This window comes from Halorhodospira sp. 9628, from assembly GCF_022228075.1.
In the GTDB taxonomy this organism is placed as follows: Bacteria; Pseudomonadota; Gammaproteobacteria; order Nitrococcales; family Halorhodospiraceae; genus Halorhodospira; species Halorhodospira halophila_A.
Map to the genome: position 1 here is coordinate 120,384 of NZ_JAJNRF010000001.1, position 19,007 is coordinate 139,390.

The 19,007-nt window shown below is 66.3% G+C and carries 16 protein-coding genes; 8 read left to right on the forward strand and 8 right to left on the reverse strand.

What is annotated here, in order from left to right; translation table 11 throughout:
- Window positions 1–2 precede the first annotated feature (2 nt).
- Together LRG10_RS00550 and bchF are read right to left on the reverse strand one after the other, a co-directional pair.
- Window positions 3–1,277 carry a ferredoxin:protochlorophyllide reductase (ATP-dependent) subunit N gene (locus LRG10_RS00550; RefSeq protein WP_201242185.1) on the reverse strand — a complete coding sequence of 425 codons (1,275 nt, stop codon included), beginning with the start codon at window positions 1,275–1,277 and terminating at the stop codon, window positions 3–5.
- The gene (gene bchF, locus LRG10_RS00555) at window positions 1,274–1,786 is read right to left on the reverse strand and encodes a 2-vinyl bacteriochlorophyllide hydratase (protein ID WP_238634410.1); all 513 of its coding nucleotides are present in this window, start codon (window positions 1,784–1,786) and stop codon (window positions 1,274–1,276) included. Before bchF ends, LRG10_RS00550 begins: the two co-directional genes overlap by 4 nt.
- A 300-nt stretch (window positions 1,787–2,086) precedes the next feature.
- Here bchF and LRG10_RS00560 point away from each other — a divergent pair, with 300 nt between their 5' ends.
- Both LRG10_RS00560 and LRG10_RS00565 read left to right on the forward strand, forming a co-directional pair.
- Complete coding sequence (locus tag LRG10_RS00560; RefSeq protein WP_238632491.1) at window positions 2,087–2,698, forward strand: helix-turn-helix domain-containing protein; 612 nt, start codon at window positions 2,087–2,089, stop codon at window positions 2,696–2,698.
- An 85-nt stretch (window positions 2,699–2,783) separates the two neighbouring features.
- Window positions 2,784–4,046, forward strand: a complete 1,263-nt coding sequence (locus LRG10_RS00565; RefSeq protein ID WP_201171069.1) for a coenzyme F420 hydrogenase/dehydrogenase beta subunit N-terminal domain-containing protein — start codon at window positions 2,784–2,786, stop codon at window positions 4,044–4,046.
- Here the strand turns inward: LRG10_RS00565 and LRG10_RS00570 are convergent.
- Window positions 4,029–4,481, reverse strand: a complete 453-nt coding sequence (locus LRG10_RS00570) for a hypothetical protein (protein ID WP_201171072.1) — start codon at window positions 4,479–4,481, stop codon at window positions 4,029–4,031. The genes LRG10_RS00565 and LRG10_RS00570 overlap by 18 nt on opposite strands.
- Window positions 4,482–4,522: 41 nt before the next feature.
- Window positions 4,523–5,887, reverse strand: coding sequence for a TrpB-like pyridoxal phosphate-dependent enzyme (locus LRG10_RS00575; RefSeq protein WP_201171074.1), 1,365 nt, complete (start codon window positions 5,885–5,887; stop codon window positions 4,523–4,525).
- 176 nt (window positions 5,888–6,063) lie between these two features.
- On the opposite strand from LRG10_RS00575, the gene LRG10_RS00580 reads away from it, so the two are divergent.
- A complete protein-coding gene (locus tag LRG10_RS00580; RefSeq protein ID WP_238634411.1) occupies window positions 6,064–7,968 on the forward strand; it encodes an ATP-binding protein in 1,905 nt (634 codons plus the stop codon).
- A 34-nt stretch (window positions 7,969–8,002) separates the two neighbouring features.
- Here the strand turns inward: LRG10_RS00580 and LRG10_RS00585 are convergent, their stop codons facing one another.
- A complete protein-coding gene (locus tag LRG10_RS00585) occupies window positions 8,003–8,569 on the reverse strand; it encodes a lipocalin family protein (RefSeq protein ID WP_201171082.1) in 567 nt (188 codons plus the stop codon).
- Window positions 8,570–8,695: 126 nt separating this feature from the next.
- On the opposite strand from LRG10_RS00585, the gene LRG10_RS00590 reads away from it, so the two are divergent.
- Entirely contained in the window at window positions 8,696–10,207 is a 1,512-nt protein-coding gene (locus LRG10_RS00590) for an SDR family oxidoreductase (RefSeq protein WP_238634413.1), read from the forward strand.
- Here LRG10_RS00590 and LRG10_RS00595 read toward each other — a convergent pair.
- Window positions 10,105–11,040 carry a DMT family transporter gene (locus LRG10_RS00595; RefSeq protein WP_238632548.1) on the reverse strand — a complete coding sequence of 312 codons (936 nt, stop codon included), beginning with the start codon at window positions 11,038–11,040 and terminating at the stop codon, window positions 10,105–10,107. The two genes, LRG10_RS00590 and LRG10_RS00595, sit on opposite strands and share 103 nt — an antisense overlap.
- A 145-nt stretch (window positions 11,041–11,185) precedes the next feature.
- Between LRG10_RS00595 and LRG10_RS00600 the strand changes: the two genes are divergently transcribed.
- Window positions 11,186–12,055 (forward strand): LysR substrate-binding domain-containing protein, encoded by an 870-nt coding sequence (locus tag LRG10_RS00600; protein ID WP_201171089.1) that lies wholly within the window; start codon window positions 11,186–11,188, stop codon window positions 12,053–12,055.
- Window positions 12,056–12,225: 170 nt separating this feature from the next.
- On the forward strand, window positions 12,226–12,786 hold the full coding sequence (locus tag LRG10_RS00605) for a hypothetical protein (protein WP_238632499.1): 561 nt from the start codon (window positions 12,226–12,228) through the stop codon (window positions 12,784–12,786).
- A gap of 65 nt (window positions 12,787–12,851) precedes the next feature.
- On the opposite strand, the gene LRG10_RS00610 is transcribed toward LRG10_RS00605, so the two are convergent.
- Window positions 12,852–14,780, reverse strand: coding sequence for an ATP-binding cassette domain-containing protein (locus LRG10_RS00610; RefSeq protein ID WP_238634652.1), 1,929 nt, complete (start codon window positions 14,778–14,780; stop codon window positions 12,852–12,854).
- A 63-nt stretch (window positions 14,781–14,843) separates the two neighbouring features.
- Between LRG10_RS00610 and LRG10_RS00615 the strand changes: the two genes are divergently transcribed.
- Complete coding sequence (locus LRG10_RS00615; RefSeq protein WP_201242179.1) at window positions 14,844–15,725, forward strand: ATP-binding protein; 882 nt, start codon at window positions 14,844–14,846, stop codon at window positions 15,723–15,725.
- Window positions 15,726–16,124: 399 nt separating this feature from the next.
- Here the strand turns inward: LRG10_RS00615 and LRG10_RS00620 are convergent, their stop codons facing one another.
- Window positions 16,125–17,177 carry a glycosyltransferase gene (locus LRG10_RS00620; protein ID WP_238634414.1) on the reverse strand — a complete coding sequence of 351 codons (1,053 nt, stop codon included), beginning with the start codon at window positions 17,175–17,177 and terminating at the stop codon, window positions 16,125–16,127.
- Between the two features lie 734 nt (window positions 17,178–17,911).
- Here LRG10_RS00620 and LRG10_RS00625 point away from each other — a divergent pair.
- Window positions 17,912–18,712, forward strand: coding sequence for an NF038132 family protein (locus LRG10_RS00625; protein WP_238634415.1), 801 nt, complete (start codon window positions 17,912–17,914; stop codon window positions 18,710–18,712).
- The last annotated feature ends 295 nt before the right edge of the window (window positions 18,713–19,007 follow it).

The following is a 19,007-nucleotide window of genomic DNA, read 5'->3' on the forward strand; positions in this document are numbered from 1 at the left end:
CTCTACACCTTCAGCGTCTCGTGGCGGACCAGCGGGCGGGCGAAGAGCTCGGCGAGATCGCCAGCCTGCTCGAAGCCCTGGATGGGCGAGAAGACCAGCTCGATGGACCATTTCGTGCGCAGGCCTTCCGCCTCCAGCGGGTTCGCCAGCCCCAACCCGCAGACCGTCAGATCGGGACGGTCCTCGCGCAACCGGTCCAGCTGGGCGTCGACATCCTGCCCCTCGACCAAGCGAACCCCCTCTGCGAGAGCATCCCGCTCCCGGCCGTGGAACTCGCGGTCGAAGTACGGCGTGGCCACCTCAACTGGCTGCATGCCGCACTCCACGCTGAGGAATCGCGCCAGCGGCAGTTCCAGCTGCGAGTCCGGCAGGAAGGTGATGCGCTTGTCGCGCAGCACTTCCCGCTGCCGCTCCAGCGCTGCCTGTGCCCGCGCGATGGGCGCTTCGATGACCGTCTCAAGCCGCTCATCGGAGACCCCGAAGGATCGGGCGGCCGCCTGGAGCCAGCTGCGCGTTCCTTCAATCCCCAGAGGGTACGGGGCATCGATCCGCTCTGCGCCGCGGCGAATGAGCGCACGAGTCGCCTCGCCAGTGAACGGCTGAGCCTGCAGGACGCGGGTCCCGGGGCCGACCGGCGGCAGCTCGGCCCCGGTGCGCGGCGGCAGGAAATGAACGGGACCGATTCCCAGCTGATCGAACAGGCGCCGGAACTGGTCCTCGACCACGTCCGCGAGGGTGCCGAGAACGATAAGCGAGGGCGTGTCCTCCTGACTCGGCGGAAGCTCATGCGCCAGCGTGCTCAGGAACTGATCCTCACCCTGGGTGAACGTTGTCTCGAGCCCGCTGCCCGAATACGGGAGCACGCGGACCCGCCCCTCGTGGGCCGCCGTCAGCCGCTCCGCGGCCTTGTCCAGGTCGAGCTTGATGACTTCCGAGGGGCAAGAGCCGACCAGAAACAGCGTGCGGATCTCCGGACGGCGGGCGAGGAGCTCGTGGACGACCCGATCTAGTTCCTCGTTGCAGTCGGCCATCCCGGCGAGATCGCGCTCGCCGAGCACCGCGGTTGCGAAGCGGGGCTCGGCGAAGATCATCACGCCTGCCGCCGACTGCAGCAGGTGGGCGCAGGTCCGCGACCCGACCACCAGGAAGAAGGCGTCGCGCATCTTCCGGTGCAGCCATACGATGCTTGTCAGGCCACAAAAGACCTGGCGCTGCCCCTCTTCCTGGGCCAGCCCCCCGCAGACCCCGCCGGCATTGCAGCGATCCGCTTGCGTCATTCCGCCCCTCCCTGCCCGGCGGCGCGCATCTGCTCTTCCTGCAGGCGCGCGGCGCGGAGCTTGAGGAGAAACTGCATGGCGTTGACGACGTAGGCCGCGTAGGCGGCCAGCGCGATCCACATTTGCTGGACCGAGGTCAGGAAGTCACCGAACCAGACCACGAGGTAGGCGGTGTGCAGGACGATCACCCCCATGCTGACCACGTCCTCCCAGAAGAACGCGGGAGCGAAAAGGTAGTGCCCGAAGACCTCCTTCTCCCAGATCGCCCCGGTGACCATGATCGTGTAGAGGATCAGGGTCTTGATGATGATCGACCAGGCTGCCCACTCGAGCAGTTCGCCGGTGGCGAGATACCACAGAACCAGCCCCAGGCTGGCCAGAAACACGATGAACTGCGTGGGAGCCAGAATCCCCTGGACGAGGGTCCAGGGCGACTCGTCTCGACGGCGGCGCTCTTCGTCGGTGTATAGACCGGCGGGAGGTGATTTCATGGAACCCTGATGCTGCATTGCGCTGCATCCCCACTTTACGGGAGTGACTTCTCGGCGAATCTAAAGCGCCCCCCGGGGTGTGTCAAGCTGGCTGGACGTGCCTCACGATTGACACAACCTTTCAATACAGGGCCTTAGCATTCGGTCGCGCAGGACGACAGATCGTCGCATTCCCGCGTTACGCCCTTGAACTATCCGCGCCGGATGGCGTCAATATTGAGTGCGCAAGTATTCTCGATGAAATCGGTCCGAATTCAACGCCCCGAATCCCCCGAAAAACCCGATCAAAGCCCCAGAGGACGGCCGAAGTTGAAATCGATGAACGCGCCGCAACAGACGCTGGGCGATCTGCCCGCGGAGACGGTCGCCCGGCTGCTCAAGGCCGCCGCGGATATCGCCCTGATCGTGGATGCTGAAGGAACCATCCACGACGTGGCGGTGGGCAGCGATGACCCGGGTGTCCGCGCCGCCGCTGGCTGGCGGGGCCGGCAATGGCGCGAGGTGGTCGGTGCGACGGAGCAGCAGACCGTCGACCGTTTGCTCGTCGACCAGCAGAGCGCAACCCTGCAGCACATCGACGAGCGCGGAAACCCGATCCCGGTGCGCTACCGATTGATCCCGCTCGGCGACGGACGAATCGCCGCGGTGGGCCGGGACCTGCGCCCCTGCGCCGCACTGCGCCAGCAGCCGCGTGAACACAACCGCCTGCGCTCCATCGAGCAGACTACGGCCCTGGTCGGCCAGGTGCCCCTGCGCGATCTGGTCCGCGAAGCGACCGACCTGATCGAGCGCATGTGCATCGAGACGGCCTTGAACATCACCCACGACAACCGGGCCTCGGCAGCGGAACTACTCGGACTCAGCCGCCAGAGCCTCTACTCCAAGCTGCGACGCCACGGCCTGATGACCTCCCACAACGACGCCGACTGACCGGTGCCGCACCTCCCTTGACCCACCCCGCACACCCCTCTAGCTTGAGCTCCTTGTCGTTGGGCGACTGAGCGAGGGCCCTGTCATGGATCCAGCCACTGCGCAGACCCCCCCCCTGGCCGCTGCGGCCCCGCGGGATCTCTGCACCGACTGCGGACTCTCGCGCAGCTCCGAGCCCAAGCGCTGCGGCCGAGCCTGTCAGTTCATCCGTCCGGACTACCCTGGACTGGAGCGCCGGACGCACGGCCGCAGCCGGGATCCTGAGCGCCCGGACGAGCTGCACTTCGGCCCCTTCCGGAGCATGCACCAGGCCGCCCTGCGACGCCCGCGGGCCGGCGCTCAGTGGACCGGCGTCACCACCCGACTGGCGGAACGGCTGCTGGAGAGCGGGCGCGTGGACGCGGTCCTGACCGTCACGGGCAACGCCGACGACCCCTGGCGACCCCGCCCCGTTCTGGTCACCGATCCGGCGCAGCTGACTCAGTGCCGCGGCATGCGCATGGGCTATGCCCCCCTGCTCGCCCTGCTTGAGCCTGCGCTGGCGCAGGGCTACCGACGGCTAGGGGTGATCGCACTGCCCTGCCAGACCTACCCGCTGAGAGCCCTCGAGCGCGAACTCGGCCTGGAACGCCTGGAGATCATCGGCACGCCGTGCTCGGACAACACGTCGACAGAGCACTTCCACCGCTTCCTCGAACTCTTGACCCCTGCACCAGAGGACGTGACCTACCTGGAGTTCCGGGCCGACTACTACGTCGAACTGCGCTTCCGCGACGGCAGCAAACGCGAGATCCCCTTCCTGCAGCTGCCGATCTCCAGGCTGCCCGCCGACTTCTGGCCGCTAACCTGCCGCACCTGCGTCGACTACACCAACGCCCTGGCGGACATCACCGTCGGCTACATGGCCGGGCGGGGCGAGCAGTGGATCATCGTGCGCAATGAACGCGGCGAGGCCATGCTGGAGCTGCTGGGCGACGAAGTGCGCCTGCGCCAGCCAAGCTCCGGGGGCAAGCGCGCTGGCCCGGTGCAGGGTTTCATCGACAATACTGAGCGCGCAGCGGGGGGCATGCCGGCGCGAGGCATGCCGAACTGGCTGCGGCCGATCGTCGGCCGGCTCATGCCGTATGTCGGCCCACGCGGGCTGGAGCTGGCGCGGGCGCGGCTGGAGATGAAGGCCGCCGAGACCCTCATCCACCTCCGACATAAGGCGCCCCGGCGCGCCCGGACCATGGTGCCCGCACACGTCAACCGGCTGGTCGAAGGCTATCGTATCACCACCCCGCAGCAGCACCCCGGGCCCCGGCACACCGAGGCCCGGAGCGGGGCGGATTCAGACCGGATCGATTAGTAGCACATAGCGCAGCGCCTCGGCGTACTCCCGGGCAGTGGCCTTCTCGCCGTTCTTCTCGCGCTCAAGGGCCCGATCCACCTGCGCCTTGGCAATGACGGATAGGCTGCGCAGCCCCATCGGCCCGAGCGCCTCGACGTAGCGGGTGAGGAACTGCCGGGACTGCAGCCGCTCCGTTTCAGCGCTGATGGCCCGGATCCAGAACATCTTGCGCAGACCGACAAGCACGAAGATCGCGGCCGGCAGTGCGATGGCGATGATCATGACCGCCAGCGTCTGCTCCGCACCGGGGAGCAGATCCCGCTGGATACCGATGAGGTAGGCGATCACGCCACCGATCGCCGCCAGCGAGAAGCTGATCCCGGCGGAGAGCCAGGTCGACTTGGTGAGTTCCTGGAGTAACCGTTTCCGCTCCTCGAGGATCTCGTTGGTCATGCTGCGCTCCTTACTCTGAAAGTGGGATGGGCAGGCCGCCGTCAGCGCTCCACCGACGGCAGTCCGGACAGCGCCATGGCCGTCTCGACCTGGCTCCCGCCGAGGTCGCTGAGGTTGCCCGCCAGGTAATCCGTGTAGGCCTGCATGTCGAAATTGCCGTGGCCGCAGAGATTGAACAGGATCGCCTTCGACTCGCCACGCTCGCGGCACCCCTGTGCCTCATCGATCACGGCCTTGACCGCGTGGTTGGCCTCCGGCGCGGGGATGATTCCTTCGGCCCGGGCAAACTGCAGCCCGGCGGCGAAGCAGTCGAGCTGATCGTAGGCCCGCGCGTCGAGGTAGCCGAGGTCCATCAGGTGGCTGATCTGCGGGGCCATACCGTGGTAGCGCAGCCCCCCGGCGTGGAACCCCGGCGGCATGAAACCGGAGCCAAGGGTGTGCATCTTGGTCAGCGGCGTCAACTGCGCCGAATCGCCGTAATCGTAGGCAAACCGGCCCCGCGTCAGGGTCGGACAGGCCAACGGCTCGACGGCAATGGCCTCGATGCTCGGCCCGCCGCGCATGGCCGCCCCCAGGAAGGGGAAGACGATGCCCGCGAAGTTGCTGCCTCCCCCGGTGCAGGCAATGACGGTGTCGGGGTAATCATCGGCCATGGCCAGCTGCTCCATGGCCTCGAGCCCCGTAACGGTCTGGTGCAGCAGCACGTGGTTGAGCACGCTGCCCAGCGCGTACTTCGTGTCGTCGCGCTGCGCGGCCAGCTCGACCGCCTCACCGATGGCGATGCCCAGGCTCCCGGTGCTGTCCGGGTTGTCCGCCAGCACCGAGCGCCCGAAGGCCGTCTCTTGGCTCGGGCTAGCGATGCACCGCGCCCCGAAGCTCTCCATGAAAGCGCGCCGGTACGGCTTCTGCCTGTAACTCACCCCGACCATAAAGACCTCGATATCGAGGCCGAACATGGCACCAGCGAGGGCCAGTGAAGAACCCCACTGACCAGCCCCGGTCTCGGTGGTAATGCGGCGCACACCCTCGGCGTGGTTGTAGAAGGCCTGCGGGAGAGCCGTGTTTGGTTTGTGGCTCCCGGCGGGACTGACGCCCTCGTACTTGTAATAGATCCGTGCCGGCGTATCGAGGGCCCTTTCCAGGCGGCGCGCCCGGTAAAGCGGCGCCGGCCGCCACTGCCGGTACGCGTCACGGACCGGCTCGGGGATCTCGATCTCCCGCTCGGTGCTCAGTTCCTGCTCGATCACGCCACGGGGGAACAGCGGCGCCAGATCCCCCTCAGAGACGGGCTCCCGCGTCGCCGGATGGAGCACCGGTGCCAGCGGGGCAGGTAGGTCGGCACTGATGTTGTACCAGGCGCGCGGTATCCGCGCCTCATCGAGCACATACTTGACGGTCTCACTCATGGTTGGCTCTCGCGCTGGCCCTGATCAGAACGCCGGCTATGGTAGCCGCGCCCGCGCGTCAGGGAAAGCTGACAGGGCGCGACACGCCGCCGCCGGAACAATGAGGGTTGCCACCGGACACCCTTACACGGTATGGATGAGGGACAAGCTGCCGCAGCTAGGGAAGGCTCAACGCCATGGTGACCGATCAGCAAACCCTCCTCGAGGTCGCGCAGGCGACCACCGCGATCGGTGGCTGGATGCTCGACCGCTCCACACAGGTCATCCACCTGTCCATGGAGACCCGACGACTCCTCGAACTGCCCCCGGACCGCCCCCTGAACCTGCGCACCGGACTCGGCCTCTACCCGCCCGAGCATCGGGCCACGGTCACCCGAGCCACCCACGCCGCCCTCCACCATGCCCGCCCCTTCCAGGTCGATGTCGATATCCTCACCACCAGCGGCCGCCGGCTCCATGTCCGCAAGCTGGGCAAACCGCTGATGGACGACTACGGCAACATCCTGGGCCTGCGCGGCGCGCTGCAGGATCTGACCGACATCAAGGCCGCCGAACGTCAGGCCCGGCGCCTGTCACAGCGCCTGGAGACCACGCTGGAGAGCATCACCGACGCCTTCTTCCTGGTCGATCCAGCCTGGCGTTTCACCTATCTCAACCGCGAGGCGGAACGCCAACTCAACTGCCGGCGCGAGCAGATCCTCGGCCGCGTGGCCTGGGAGGTCTTCCCTGAAGCGCTGGGCACCGCGTTCGAGGCAAATTACCGCCATGCCATGGCCAAGCGGGATCCAGTGGTCTTCGAGGCCTACTTCGCGCCGGTCGAGACCTGGTTTGAGGCGCGGGCCTACCCCTCCGAAGAGGGGCTGGCGGTCTACTTCCGCGACATCACCCAGCGCAAGCAGGGCGAAGCGGAGATGGCTCAACTGAACGAGGATCTGCGCCAGGCCCGCGAGCGCGCCGAACGAGCCAGCCGGGCCAAATCGGAATTCCTCGCCGCCATGAGCCACGAGCTGCGCACCCCGCTGAACGCCATTACTGGCTTCGCTCAGCTGCTCCACCACACCCCGCCTGAAGCGTCCGCAGACCGGGATCACCACCTTGACCAGATCCTGTCGGCGGGCTGGCACCTGCGCGATCTGATCGGCGACGTCATCGACTTCGCGCAGATCGAGGCGGGTCAACTGGCTGTTCACGCCGAGCCGCTGGCCGTCGACGCCCTCGTGCGCAACAGCTTGGCGATGATCGGCGAGCAGGCGCGGCGCCGCGGGCTCTTCGTGGACTGCCAGGACACTGCCGAACCGGCCCCCTGGGCCCGAGCGGACCCGGTCCGCAGCCGCCAGATCCTGCTCAACCTGCTCTCCAACGCCATCAAGTACAACCGCCCGGGGGGCACGATCAGCGTCTCCTGGTCCGCCGCCGAGCACGGCGTACATATCGATGTCGCGGACACGGGCAGCGGCATCCCCCATGCCCGACGCGAACGCCTGTTCGAGCCGTTCGAGCGGCTCGGACGCGAGGCCGGTTCCATCGAAGGCAGTGGCATTGGTCTATCGCTGTCGCGGCGCCTAGCCCGGATGATGAGCGGCGACCTGAACCTGCTCACCACCGCCCCGGAACGCGGGACCACCATGCGACTAACCCTGCCCCACCACCTCAACGAGCCCTCCCCGTCAAGCGCGGAGATCCCCCTGCGCCTCGATGAGACGAGGCCCGCAGCGCCCATGCGCATCTGCTACATCGAGGATAACGAGCTGAACATGATGGTCGTCCGCGGTCTGATCCGCCGCAAAACGGGGGTCGAATTGGATGAGGCCTGGACCGGCGCCGAGGGCTTGGCGCGCGTCCGGCAGTGTCAGCCCGATCTGGTGCTTCTGGACATGCACCTGCCCGACATGCATGGCCGCGAGGTGCTGCGCGCCCTTCGCGCGGATCCCGAGCTGTGCCGACTCCCTGTGGTGGCGCTGAGTGCCGATGCGGCCAACGAGACGCTGGAAACCGCCGATGGCACCTTGGACGGCTACCTGCTCAAGCCGTTTCGACTGGCCGACCTGGATGCGCTGATCGCCCGATTCGCCCCGCGATGAGCCGGCCAGTGGCCGGATCCGCAGCCGCCGCCGCTCACCCCGATGGCGCCGTGCCGTGCTCCACCCGCTGGAGCTCCTCGACATCGAACCCCAGCGCCTCGGCCCGGCCGACCAACTCTTCCAGAATCTGCTCATCGAGTTCCGGCTCCCGGGAGAGGATCCACAGGTACCCACGGGTCGGACCGGAGACCATCGCCCACTCATACGCGTCCTTATCCAGCGCGATGACGTGGTAGCCGCCGCGGATGGGCCATGTGAAGGTCACCGTCAGGCTGGCCACGTCCGGTTCGCCCTGGAACCGCGCGGTACCCTCAATCTCCTGCCACTGCTCATCGCTGGGATCGTACCCGCGGTTGCGTACGCCGAGGCGCCCGTCCTCGCGGATCCAGTATTCCGCGCTGACGTCGGTCAGGCCCCGCTCGAAGCGATGATCGAGCCGTTTGATGGAATACCACTGCCCCGTAAACCGCTCCGCCTCGAACCCATCGACGGGATCCACCCCCGCGGGCAGTCCGGTACACCCTCCGGCTATCGAAAGCGCCCCTGCAAGCAGCAGCAACACCCCGGCTCCACGCAGACAACGCCCCAGGACCCTTGCCATCAACGCCCCCTCCTTCGACCGCATCACCGGGTCATGGTGTCACAGCCCGGAATCAACCGATGAACTTATCGCCCTGATCCGTCATCCTACTGGATAGGAGACCAGACGCAGGGGAAGAGCAGGATCATGGACACGGACCATCCGCAGCACGACTCCGCGGCGAACAACTCCTCGCGTTACGTGGTTTTCGGCGCCAGCGGCTATATCGGCTCCCACCTGGTCGCCGAACTGCTCGAAGCCGGCTGCCGGGTGCGGGCGGTTGCCCGCAACCGCGAGGTGCTCGAAGCCCGCGAGTGGGAAGGGGCCGAACTGGTCGCTGCCGACGCCCTCAAGCCCGAGACCCTAGTACCGGCCCTGCAGGGTGCGGACGTGGCCTACTACCTGGTCCACTCCATGGGCGCCGGCAAGGCCTTCGGGACCCTGGATGTCGAGGCGGCCCGCAACTTCGCGGCTGCCGCCGCGGAGGCCGGGGTGCGCCGAATCGTCTACCTCGGTGGACTGGTGCCCGAGTCGGCGAGTTCCGCGCACATCCTCTCGCGGCGACAGACCGGCGATACCCTGCGCGAAGGATCCGTGCCGGTGACCGAGCTGCGGGCCGGCATCATCGTTGGACCTGGGTCGGCGGCGTTCGAGATCATGCGCGACCTAGTGCTCCACCTCCCGATCATGGTCACGCCGCGCTGGGTCTTTGCGCAGTCGCCGCCCATTGCGCTGCAGGATCTTCTTGAGTACCTGCGTCGGGCACCGCAGTGCGAGGAAACCGCCGGAGCCATTCTGGACGTCGCCGGCCCGGAACACCTGACCTACGCCCAGATGATGCGCATCCTCGCCGAGGAGGCGGGACGGCGCCCCCCGAAAGTGATCCCGGTCCCCTTGCTGACTCCGAAGCTCTCCTCCTATTGGCTGCGCCTCGTCACCGCCGTCCCCACACCGATCGCCAGAGCCCTGATCGAGGGGCTGCGTGAGGACTACCGGGCCGATGACAGCGAGATCCGCCGCCTGGTACCCCAGCAGCTGCGGGACTTCCGCGGCGCCGTGCGCGACGTCTTCCGCGCCGAGCGCGAGCGGTCCGTGGCGGCCCGCTGGACCGAGGGCGCCTTCATGTTCCGCAACTACCGGATCGACTACAGCTACTACGCCAAAAAGGCCCACGGCTCCGCCGTCACCACCGCGGAGCCCGATGCCGTCTGGCCCGTGGTCACCGCCATCGGGGGCGAGAACCGCTACTACTACGCCAACGCGCTGTGGAAAATCCGCGAGACCCTGGACTGGCTGGTAGGCGGACCGGGCAGGAACTATGGCCGACGCCACCCGACGGAGCTACGCGTGGGCGACATGATCGACTCTTGGCGGGTTATCGAACTGGAACCGGAGCGGCGGATGACCCTGTGGTTCGGCATGCGCGCCCCCGGCTCCGGCGCACTAGAGATCGAGCTCACGCCGCGAACCGGGGGCGGCACCGAAATCACGGTGGCCAACCACTGGCACCCGGCCGGGGTCTGGGGCCTACTCTACTGGTACGCCCTAGCCCCAGCTCACTCCCTCATATTCTCGGGGCTGGCCCGATCCATCGCCCGGCGGGCTGAGGCTTCTTCCACTGCGTCCGGGTCCCGCTCGGCGGCACCCGACTCGGACTGACCCTCGGCGCTCTGCGCCAGCAGCGCACCGCCGACCACGGCCAGGCCCGCGATCAGCAGAGCCGGCTCCGGCTCGGTAAAGCCGGTGAGAACCAGCAGGACCGCCGAGATGACCGGGACCATGTAGGTCAGCACACCGAGCAGCCCGGTGGGACCCTTGCGCAGGGCGAGCCCCCAGGTCATGAACGCAATCCCGTACGGACCCACGCCGATCAGGGCGGCCGCCAGCCAGTCCGTACCCTGAGGTGCACTGACGCTCTCACCAAGCAGGAGCTGGAGCACCACGGCGATGAGCGCCGCCTGGGCGAACATTCGCGCATAGCCGCGGAACGGGATCGAGCCCGCCTGCGTGAGGTAGACCGAGAACGCCGCCCAAGCACAACCACTGATCACCCCGAAGACGTAAGCGACCAGCGGAGTCTCCACCCCGGCAGGCGCGTCTCCCAGGATCAGCGGCGCCACGCCGACAAACGCCACGACCATCCCGACGAGCACCCGGGGCTGAACCCCGCGCCCGGCCAACCAATTGGCGACAAGCACGAACACCACTGGCCACAGGTACGTGACCAACGTCACGCGTGCTGGCTCCCCCCAGGCCAGCGCGGCGAAGTAGAGGTAGAGCGCTGCCACAAGCGAGAGCACGCCGCCGAGCCAGTAGCTCAGATCCGGGTCCGGCATTCGGCCGTGCGGCTCACGCACCAAAATTGCCGAACACCAAGCGACCGCAGCGGCCGCCATCAGGGCCACTACCGTCGTCATCATGGCCGGCAACTCGGTAAGTTGGCGCAACAACGGCAGACTGCCCCACAGACTTACCGAAAAAACACCAGCCACAAGACCCGAAAGCAGCGCACGGTTCAGCAACGCATGACCTCCTCTAACCTTTTGATGGACCTGAACGGGCCGCGTTATATAGGGCTCATCATTCGATCTTCCAAACGAATCTTCGTAATCAACCGATCACGTTGCTCGATCGCTCATGAAGACACGCATCCTCGATCTAACGCTGCTCCAGACCTTCGTCGCGGTCGTTGAACAAGGCGGCTTCACGGCCGCCGGCGAACAGCTGCACCTTGCCCAATCCACTGTCAGCGCTCACATTACCCGCCTGGAGGAGTTGGCCGGCCACCGCCTTCTGCGCCGCGACCAGCGCAAGCTGGCGACAACCACCAAGGGCGAACGACTGCTCGCCCACGCGCGTCGGCTATTGCAGCAAAATGCCCTCGCCTGGCAGGAGCTTCAGGAGGAGCGCATGGAGGGACGGGTTCGGCTGGGAATCCCCGACGACTACATCATGTTCCTGCCGGAGAGCCTGAGCGATTTCGAGGCCCGCTACCCCGGCATCGAGCTCGAAGTCAGTGGCGGCCTGAGCGTTGACCTGATCGAGCAGGTCCAGGCGGGCCAGCTGGACCTGGCCGTCGTTACCAGGCAACCGAAAAGCCCGGGCGGCGAGGTCCTGCGCCGCGAGCCCCTCGTCTGGGCGGCAGCGGCGGCGTACGCCGCCGAGGAGCGCGAACCACTCCCGCTCGCCCTCTCCCGCCAGGGCGTGTGCACCTTCCGCGAGCAAGCCGTCGAAGCCCTGGAGGCCGCCGACTTCCCCTGGCGCATTGCCTATACCAGTACCAGCCTGGCCGGGCTGCGCGCGGCAGTCCGCTCCGGGCTGGCCGTGACGGTTCTCACCCCTTCGATGCTCGATCCGGATCTGCGCACACTGGGACAGGAGACGGGGCTACCGGAACTGCCCAGCATCGAGCTGGCCCTCCACCGTGGCGCCGGGCGGCCCAGCGAGCCGGCACGCCAGTTGTTCAACACGCTCCAGGAACGACTCGGCAACGTCAGCCACGGCTGACCGACACTGTTAGAAAAACCGATACCTCGGATGCAGAAAAACGCCTCGACTGCTTGCAGCCGCAGACACCGGCGAGTAGGTTAATGCCGCGCTGCTAGCGGATTGCTCCGCGCGAAGCCCCGGGCGCCCTCGCCCCACGCACCGGAGCGGACAACGGAAAGGATTGGCTTATGAAACGCAACGAAGAGATTATCGAAGCGCTACGGATCTACACCAATCGCCGGATCCCGCTGCTTTGGGGCAGCGTTCTGGCGATCCTCTTGGTGGCGCACTTCGTCACCGCCTACCTGGTGGAGCAGTTCTGGAGCGAGCACCTGGCGGTGAGCCCGTGGGTGGCCATCGCCGCAGTGCTGATCGGCATTGCCTTCTTCCTTTACGAGAAGATCGGCAACAAGCTGCGCGCCGCAGAGTTCGAGTTCCAGCGCACGGCGCTGGGCTACTGGGACTATGAACGTGGCTACCAGCAGTCCGAACGAATCCGGCAGGCGGCGCTAGTAGGCTTTCTGGGCACCGTGGTCGTCTACGTCGGGTTCGCCTTCGCGCAGTTCTGTGCCACCGCCGACGACGCCAGCCGCAAGGTGCTGACGGACCTCGCCCCGGGCAAACAGATGGAGCTGCTCAGCAATCCGGAGCAGGCCGCCGTGCTGGGCCTCGGCGCAGCGCTGATCATCGCGGCGCTGGTCTGGATCCACCGGGTCCGCGAGCAGATCCGTAGCGACCTGAGCGCCTGACCCCCTGGCCGGCCGGGTAGCCAGCGCCCGGCCGGCACCCCCGCCTGACATCCGCTTCACGACAGCTACTGACCCGCGGCCTGAGCGGCCTCGACCGCCTCCTCCGCCTCGATCCACTGCGCTTCCAGCGCATCCCGCTCACGCTGCAGCCGACCCTGCTCCTGCAGAAGCCCGGTCAGGGCCTCGTTGTCGCCGCTGTAGAGTTCCGGATCGGCAAGCTGCGCCTCCAAACGAGCCAGCGCCTGATCGCACGCCTCGATGCGCTCGAGCAGTTGCTCGGCGCGCTCGCGCAACGGCTTCAGTGCCGCGCGCTGCTGAGCCTGCCGGCGCCGCTGCGCCTTGCGCTGCTCGGCAGTATGGGCGGCTTCCGGGGTGGCTTCCCGGGCACCACGCCCGTCACCTCGTCGTGGTCCGTCTCCCCCACGGCGCCGCTCGAGCAGCCAGCGGTGGTAGTCGTCCAGATCGCCATCGAAGCCCCGAACACCGCCATCGGCGACCAGCCAGTAGCGCTCAACCGTTGCCCCCAGCAGGCTGCGATCGTGGGAAACCACCACCACCGCCCCGGTGAACCCTTGCAGGGCCCGGGTGAGTGCGTGGCGCATCTCCAGATCGAGGTGGTTGGTCGGCTCGTCGAGCAGCAGCAGGTTCGGCTGTTGCCAGACCAGCAGCGCCAGCACCAGCCGGGCCTTCTCGCCACCGGAGAGCGGCGCCACCGCGGCGGTAGCCTGATCCCCGACAAAGGCGAAACCACCCAGGAAATCCCGCAGCCGCTGGGGCGAGGCCTCCGGCGAAAGGCGCTGAAGATGCTCCAGTGGACTGGCCTCGGGATCCAGCTGCTCCAGTTGATGTTGGGCGAAGTAGCCGACCCGCAGGCCCGACGCCTGCACCATCTCGCCAGCCAGCGGGGCCAGCTCGCCGGCAAGGGCACGCACCAGCGTCGACTTGCCGGCGCCATTGTTTCCCAGCAGGCCAACGCGCTCCTGTTTCGCCAGACTTAGGGCCACCCCGCGCAGGACGGGGTCGGCGGCATATCCCAGATCTACCCCATCCAGCATGATCAAGGGGTTGGCCACGGCAGGCGTGTCGCTAAACCCGAACTCGAAGGGCGAATCTGCGTATGCCGGTGCAACCCGCTCCATACGTTCCAGCGCCTTGATCCGGCTCTGGGCGGCCCGAGCCTTGCTCGCCTTGGCCCGGAAGCGATCGATAAACCGCTGCATGTGCGCGATTTCACGCTGCTGCTTCTCGTAAAGCGCCTGCTGCCGGGCGAGGCGCTCGGCCCGCTGGCGCTCGAAATCGCTGTAGCCGCCGCTGTAGAGGGTGAGTCGGCGCTGCTCGATGTGCAGCACCCCGTCGACGACCCGATCGAGCAACGCCCGGTCGTGGGAGATCAGCAACAGCGTCCCGGTGTACTCGCGAAGCCATTGCTCGAGCCAAAGAACCGCCTCCAGATCGAGGTGGTTGGTCGGCTCGTCGAGCAACAGCAGATCCGACGGCGTCATCAGTGCCTGGGCCAGGCTCAGCCGCACCCGCCAGCCGCCGGAGAACGCCGATACCGGCCGCTGCGAATCTGCGGGGGCGAACCCGAGGCCGTGCAGCAATTCTTCGGCCCGCGCCCGCGCGCTGTAGCCATCCGCCGCCTCGAACCGGGCATGCGCGGACGCGATCCGGTGCCCGTCCCCCGCGCGCCCGGCGGCGGCCACCTCCTGCTCTGCCGCGCGCAGAACCGCATCCCCATCGAGGACAAAGTCCACCGCCGCGCGCTCGAGCGCCGGAGTCTCCTGTGCCATCGAGGCGATCCGCCACCCCCCGGGGTATTCGACTTCGCCGCGATCCGTGGCCAGCTCACCGCGAAGCAGAGCCAGCAGGGTGCTCTTGCCCGAGCCGTTGGCACCGATCAACCCGATCTTGTGCCCCGGGTCGATGGCGGCACTCGCCCCTTCCAGGAGGGGCTCTGGACCGCGGCGCAGGGTGATATCGTGAAAGCGGATCATGATCGCCATGGTAACAACTGAACCAGGACTCAAGCGTGCAACGCCAACGAGAAAGGGAGGGTCATGGACCGCCTCGAACAATTCCTCGACCGCGCCGAGCAACTCCTCGAACGCATCGAACCCCTTCTCCCGCCCGCCGAGGCGGCGCCAGACTGGGACGCGGCCACCGCCTTTCGTTGGCGCCGGCGCGCCGGCCAGGGCTGGCTGGAACCCATCCCCGCCGCGACGCGGGTCGAACTCCGTCACCTGCGGGGCATCGAGCGCCAGAAAGAGACCCTGGTCCGCAATACCCGGCAGCACCTGGCCGGGCTGCCAGCGAACAACGCGCTACTCTGGGGGGCACGCGGCACCGGCAAATCGTCACTGATTCAGGCCCTGCACACCGCCTACGCCGAGCAGGGCCTGCGCCTGATCGCGATCGAGCCCGAGCACCTGACCGATCTACCCGGCTTGCTGCCGCTGCTCGGCCAACGCCCCGAACGGTTCATCATCTTCTGCGATGATCTCTCTTTCGACGCGAGCGACCAGCACTACCGCGCCCTCAAGGCGGTGCTGGACGGCTCCCTGACCTCCAGCGCCGAAAACGCCCTGCTCTACGCCACATCCAATCGACGGCATTTGGTCCCCGAGCACATGGCGGACAATCGCCAGGCGCACCTCAGCGGGGGCGAGCTCCATCACGGCGACGGGGTCGAGGAACGCATCTCATTGTCCGAGCGCTTCGGCGTACGCCTCTCCTTCCACCCTTTTGCCCAAGAACGCTACCTGGAGATCGTCCGTGGCTGGATCGAGTATCTGGGCGGGAGGATCGATGGCGACACCGAGACGACCCGCCAGGCGGCACTGGCCTACGCCCTGGATCGCGGCTCGCGCAGCGGACGGGTGGCCTGGCAGTTCGCCCGCGACTGGGTCGGCCGTCAGGGCCTGGGCGAGCACCACCCGTAAAAAAAAGCCCGGCCCTTACGGGCCGGGCTTTAAGGACGTGATCCCCCCTTCTTCGGGCGCTCTCCTCGCGCGGTGATGGCATCGGCGGCGGCGTGGACCTGCTCAGTGGTGATCGCCATGCCGAAGACCTCCTCGCCATATCGCTGTTGTGTGTAGCGTCCATAATATCCAACACACTATAAACGCGACGCGCTGCCTTCGGCCCAGCGGCGCACTGCGCCGGCTGCGAGGCGGCTGGGGATGGGGAAGCGGCCCGCGACGGCGGGCGCACTGCCGGCCGTAGAGAAGCCCCGAAATCTGAAACCTCAGTCAGGCGCTGCGGACTCCGATAGTCAGCACCAGAAGGGATGATCTTGCCCAGCACGGACCTCCACACCGCGGAACGGATCGACAACGAGATCACTGCCAATGGTTATCACTGGGCTTCACGAGCGAATCCAAGTGGGCCTCAAAGGCTCGAATGAGGTATTCAGGCTGTATCTCTTTCCTTTGCGAATAACGCTGAGCAGCCCTCGAAAAATGAGCGTAGGTAGCCGGGTCGTCCCACAGACGGGAAAAGGCCCGCACCCACTCCGCCGTGGGCGCCTTGAACGGTAGGCAAATCCCGCCTGGCCCAACGGCCTCGGGCAACCCCCCGGCATTGCTAGCTAAAAGGGGGATACCGTTGACATGCGCTTCGGTCGCAATACGCCCCCAGGTTTCCTCCTTGCTGGGCGCCAGCACGACTCTCGCCCTGCCATACACCTTTCTCATGTCTTCAACGGGGGCGATAACGCGAATGTTGTGAAACCCGCTGATGTCAAGGGACTTGCGCATGCTGTTCACGATGAAAAGGAAGGACACGTCCGGGCGTGCCCGCGCTAGCGCCAGAACGATGTCCAGTCCCTTGTAGCCTGCCGGGTTCACGAAGATCGCCGAGGAGCGATCCGTCTCGGTTTGATAGTCCTCGGGATGGACCAAGGGAGGGATGATTCTCGACACATATTTATCGCCGTGCAGCGACGCGGTGTAACTTGAGTTGGCCAAGAAGGAAAGACGTGGCGGCTTGGGGGCATCATGCTGCATTGGAAGACGGTCGGATGTGTGGAGATAGGCCACCACAGGAATCCCCAGGCACAGCAGTGATTGCAGCATGGGCGCGAAATGTGCACCGCCTTGTAGTACGGCGACGTCGGGCTTGAACTTTGCGGAAAGCTTCTCGACCACGGTAGCAGGATTCCAACTTCTCCAAACGGGGTAACCCATGCGTCGATCCTGAGGCGATGGGTCCCGTAAGAGCTTCATCCTGAGTCGTGCGCTTAACCCGGTGCGACCAACACCTTTCAACCCCGCGACCACGGCCACGTGGTGCCCGCGCTCGAGAAGTCCGCATGCAAGACGGTGTGTGTTGACGCCAAGCCCGCCGAAGATTTCAGGAGGGTATTTATGGTGAGTGGCAAAAAGGATGCGCATTGTAGCTCCTAATCGTCGCGAGCTGACTGGTCATACCTCTACTTGTGGACTAGACCAGGACTCTCCTCGTACGACTGCTTGAGCTTGCGCAGAGGGCAGAAATGCCCGCGGTCACGTCGGGGCAGGAGCCGGTGTCCACCCCGGGCTCCCGCTGCCGTGCCCATCTCCGCGCGTCGGCCTGGATTCTGGACAGCTTGCGGATCTACGACGGCCCTCGCGGTGGCCCCCGCCAGCCAGCGCCTGAAGCGCTTGTCGATAGTTGCCATACGCCCCTCCCGCCTCCCAGGGGGCAATATAGCCCATCCGGACTGCCTCGCAGGTGTCCTGATCTAGGGCAAACTCAGCCATCTGTCGGCCTTACCCTATCGCACAACATCTCGGGCCACCGCGGCGTGACCTGATGAGGCCGTCACCCATGCAGATTTCGTTAGCGCCCCCGGAGGGCGGCGAGGGGCTGTCCTCGCGCGACATCGTCACGCCGGCCGGCGGGGGCGGCGAACGGGGGTTTTGTTGAAACGCGCTCTCAGGTGTCGGCGAATTTTACACCCAGCACGCCCGCAACCGGGCTACCACTTGCCCGAGACACTCACTACCCCGGTTCCCGCCGCCCTTTCAGGGTTGGCCCACCAATTGCTTGCTATTCGCACCCCCGGGGGGAAACGAGTCGATTCACTCACATTGGTAAAGGATGAAACCTTCTGATTCCAGACAGCGCATGAGAAGTGGAGGCGATCATGAAGACGATCACAAGGGTTCACTGGAGCGTGGGTATCGCCACTTTGGTCGCAGCGGCCGGCCTTAGCGGCACGGCGATGGGAGCCCCCATCGATTTATCGGGATGGACCACGGAAGGCAATAGTGGCACTTCCGGGGCCGACGGGGTAGTGGATTTATCGCCATTCGGTAGCAGCGAGTACGGGTGGATCTCCACCGCCAACGGTGTCGATCAAGACGGGCTCGGCGCTGGAAACGAGACCACAGGGTCCCTCATCACCTCTCCGAATTTTTCAGCAGGTGCCGGCGACGAATTGAGCTTTTATTTCAATTACGTAACATCTGACGGTGGTACTTTTACCGACTACGCCTGGGCACAGATACTTCCCGTAGGTGACGATCCGATTCAGCTGTTCTCCGCACGCACAACCCCGGAAGGCAACACCGTGCCCGGGTTTAACTTGCCGGAGCCCGATGTCGACGTAACCCTCGATCCGGAAGAGACACCGGTGATCGGCGGCGCACCCGACTGGTCCCCGCTCGGGGATAGCTCCGGAAGCTGTTGGGATGAGGGCTGCGGGTACACGGACTGGCTCAATGCGTCCTACGAATTCGAGGATCCCGGGGAGTACGCCTTGGAATTCGGCGTTGTAAACTGGAACGATACCCAGTTTCAGTCTGGCCTAGCCTTCGATGGTGCCACGATCGAAGGCGAGGAGATCACGGCACCGGTCCCTGCACCCGGTGCGCTAAGCCTAATGGCGGTTGGCTTTGCGGCCATGGGCCTGACCCTACGCCGGCGCCCGCGCAATCTCTATTAAACGAAAAAGGCCTTTGACCTCCGTGCGACCAAATCGATACATCGGGGGGGGCGCCCCCCGGTGTATCTTGGCGCTACCCCTTTTCCTTACCACCCCCCGAGCCGGTTGTACGTTTCCGATTGACCCCCGCAGGTCGACTACCGGCGCTACGCCCAGAAGCTGCACATGCTCTTCGGCAAGGCGCGGCTCGATCAGATCAAGCCCCATCACATCGCCAAGTACCTAGACAACCACCCCTACCCGACCACGGCCAACCGGGAGATCGCCACGCTCTCGACCGCGTTCAACCACGCCC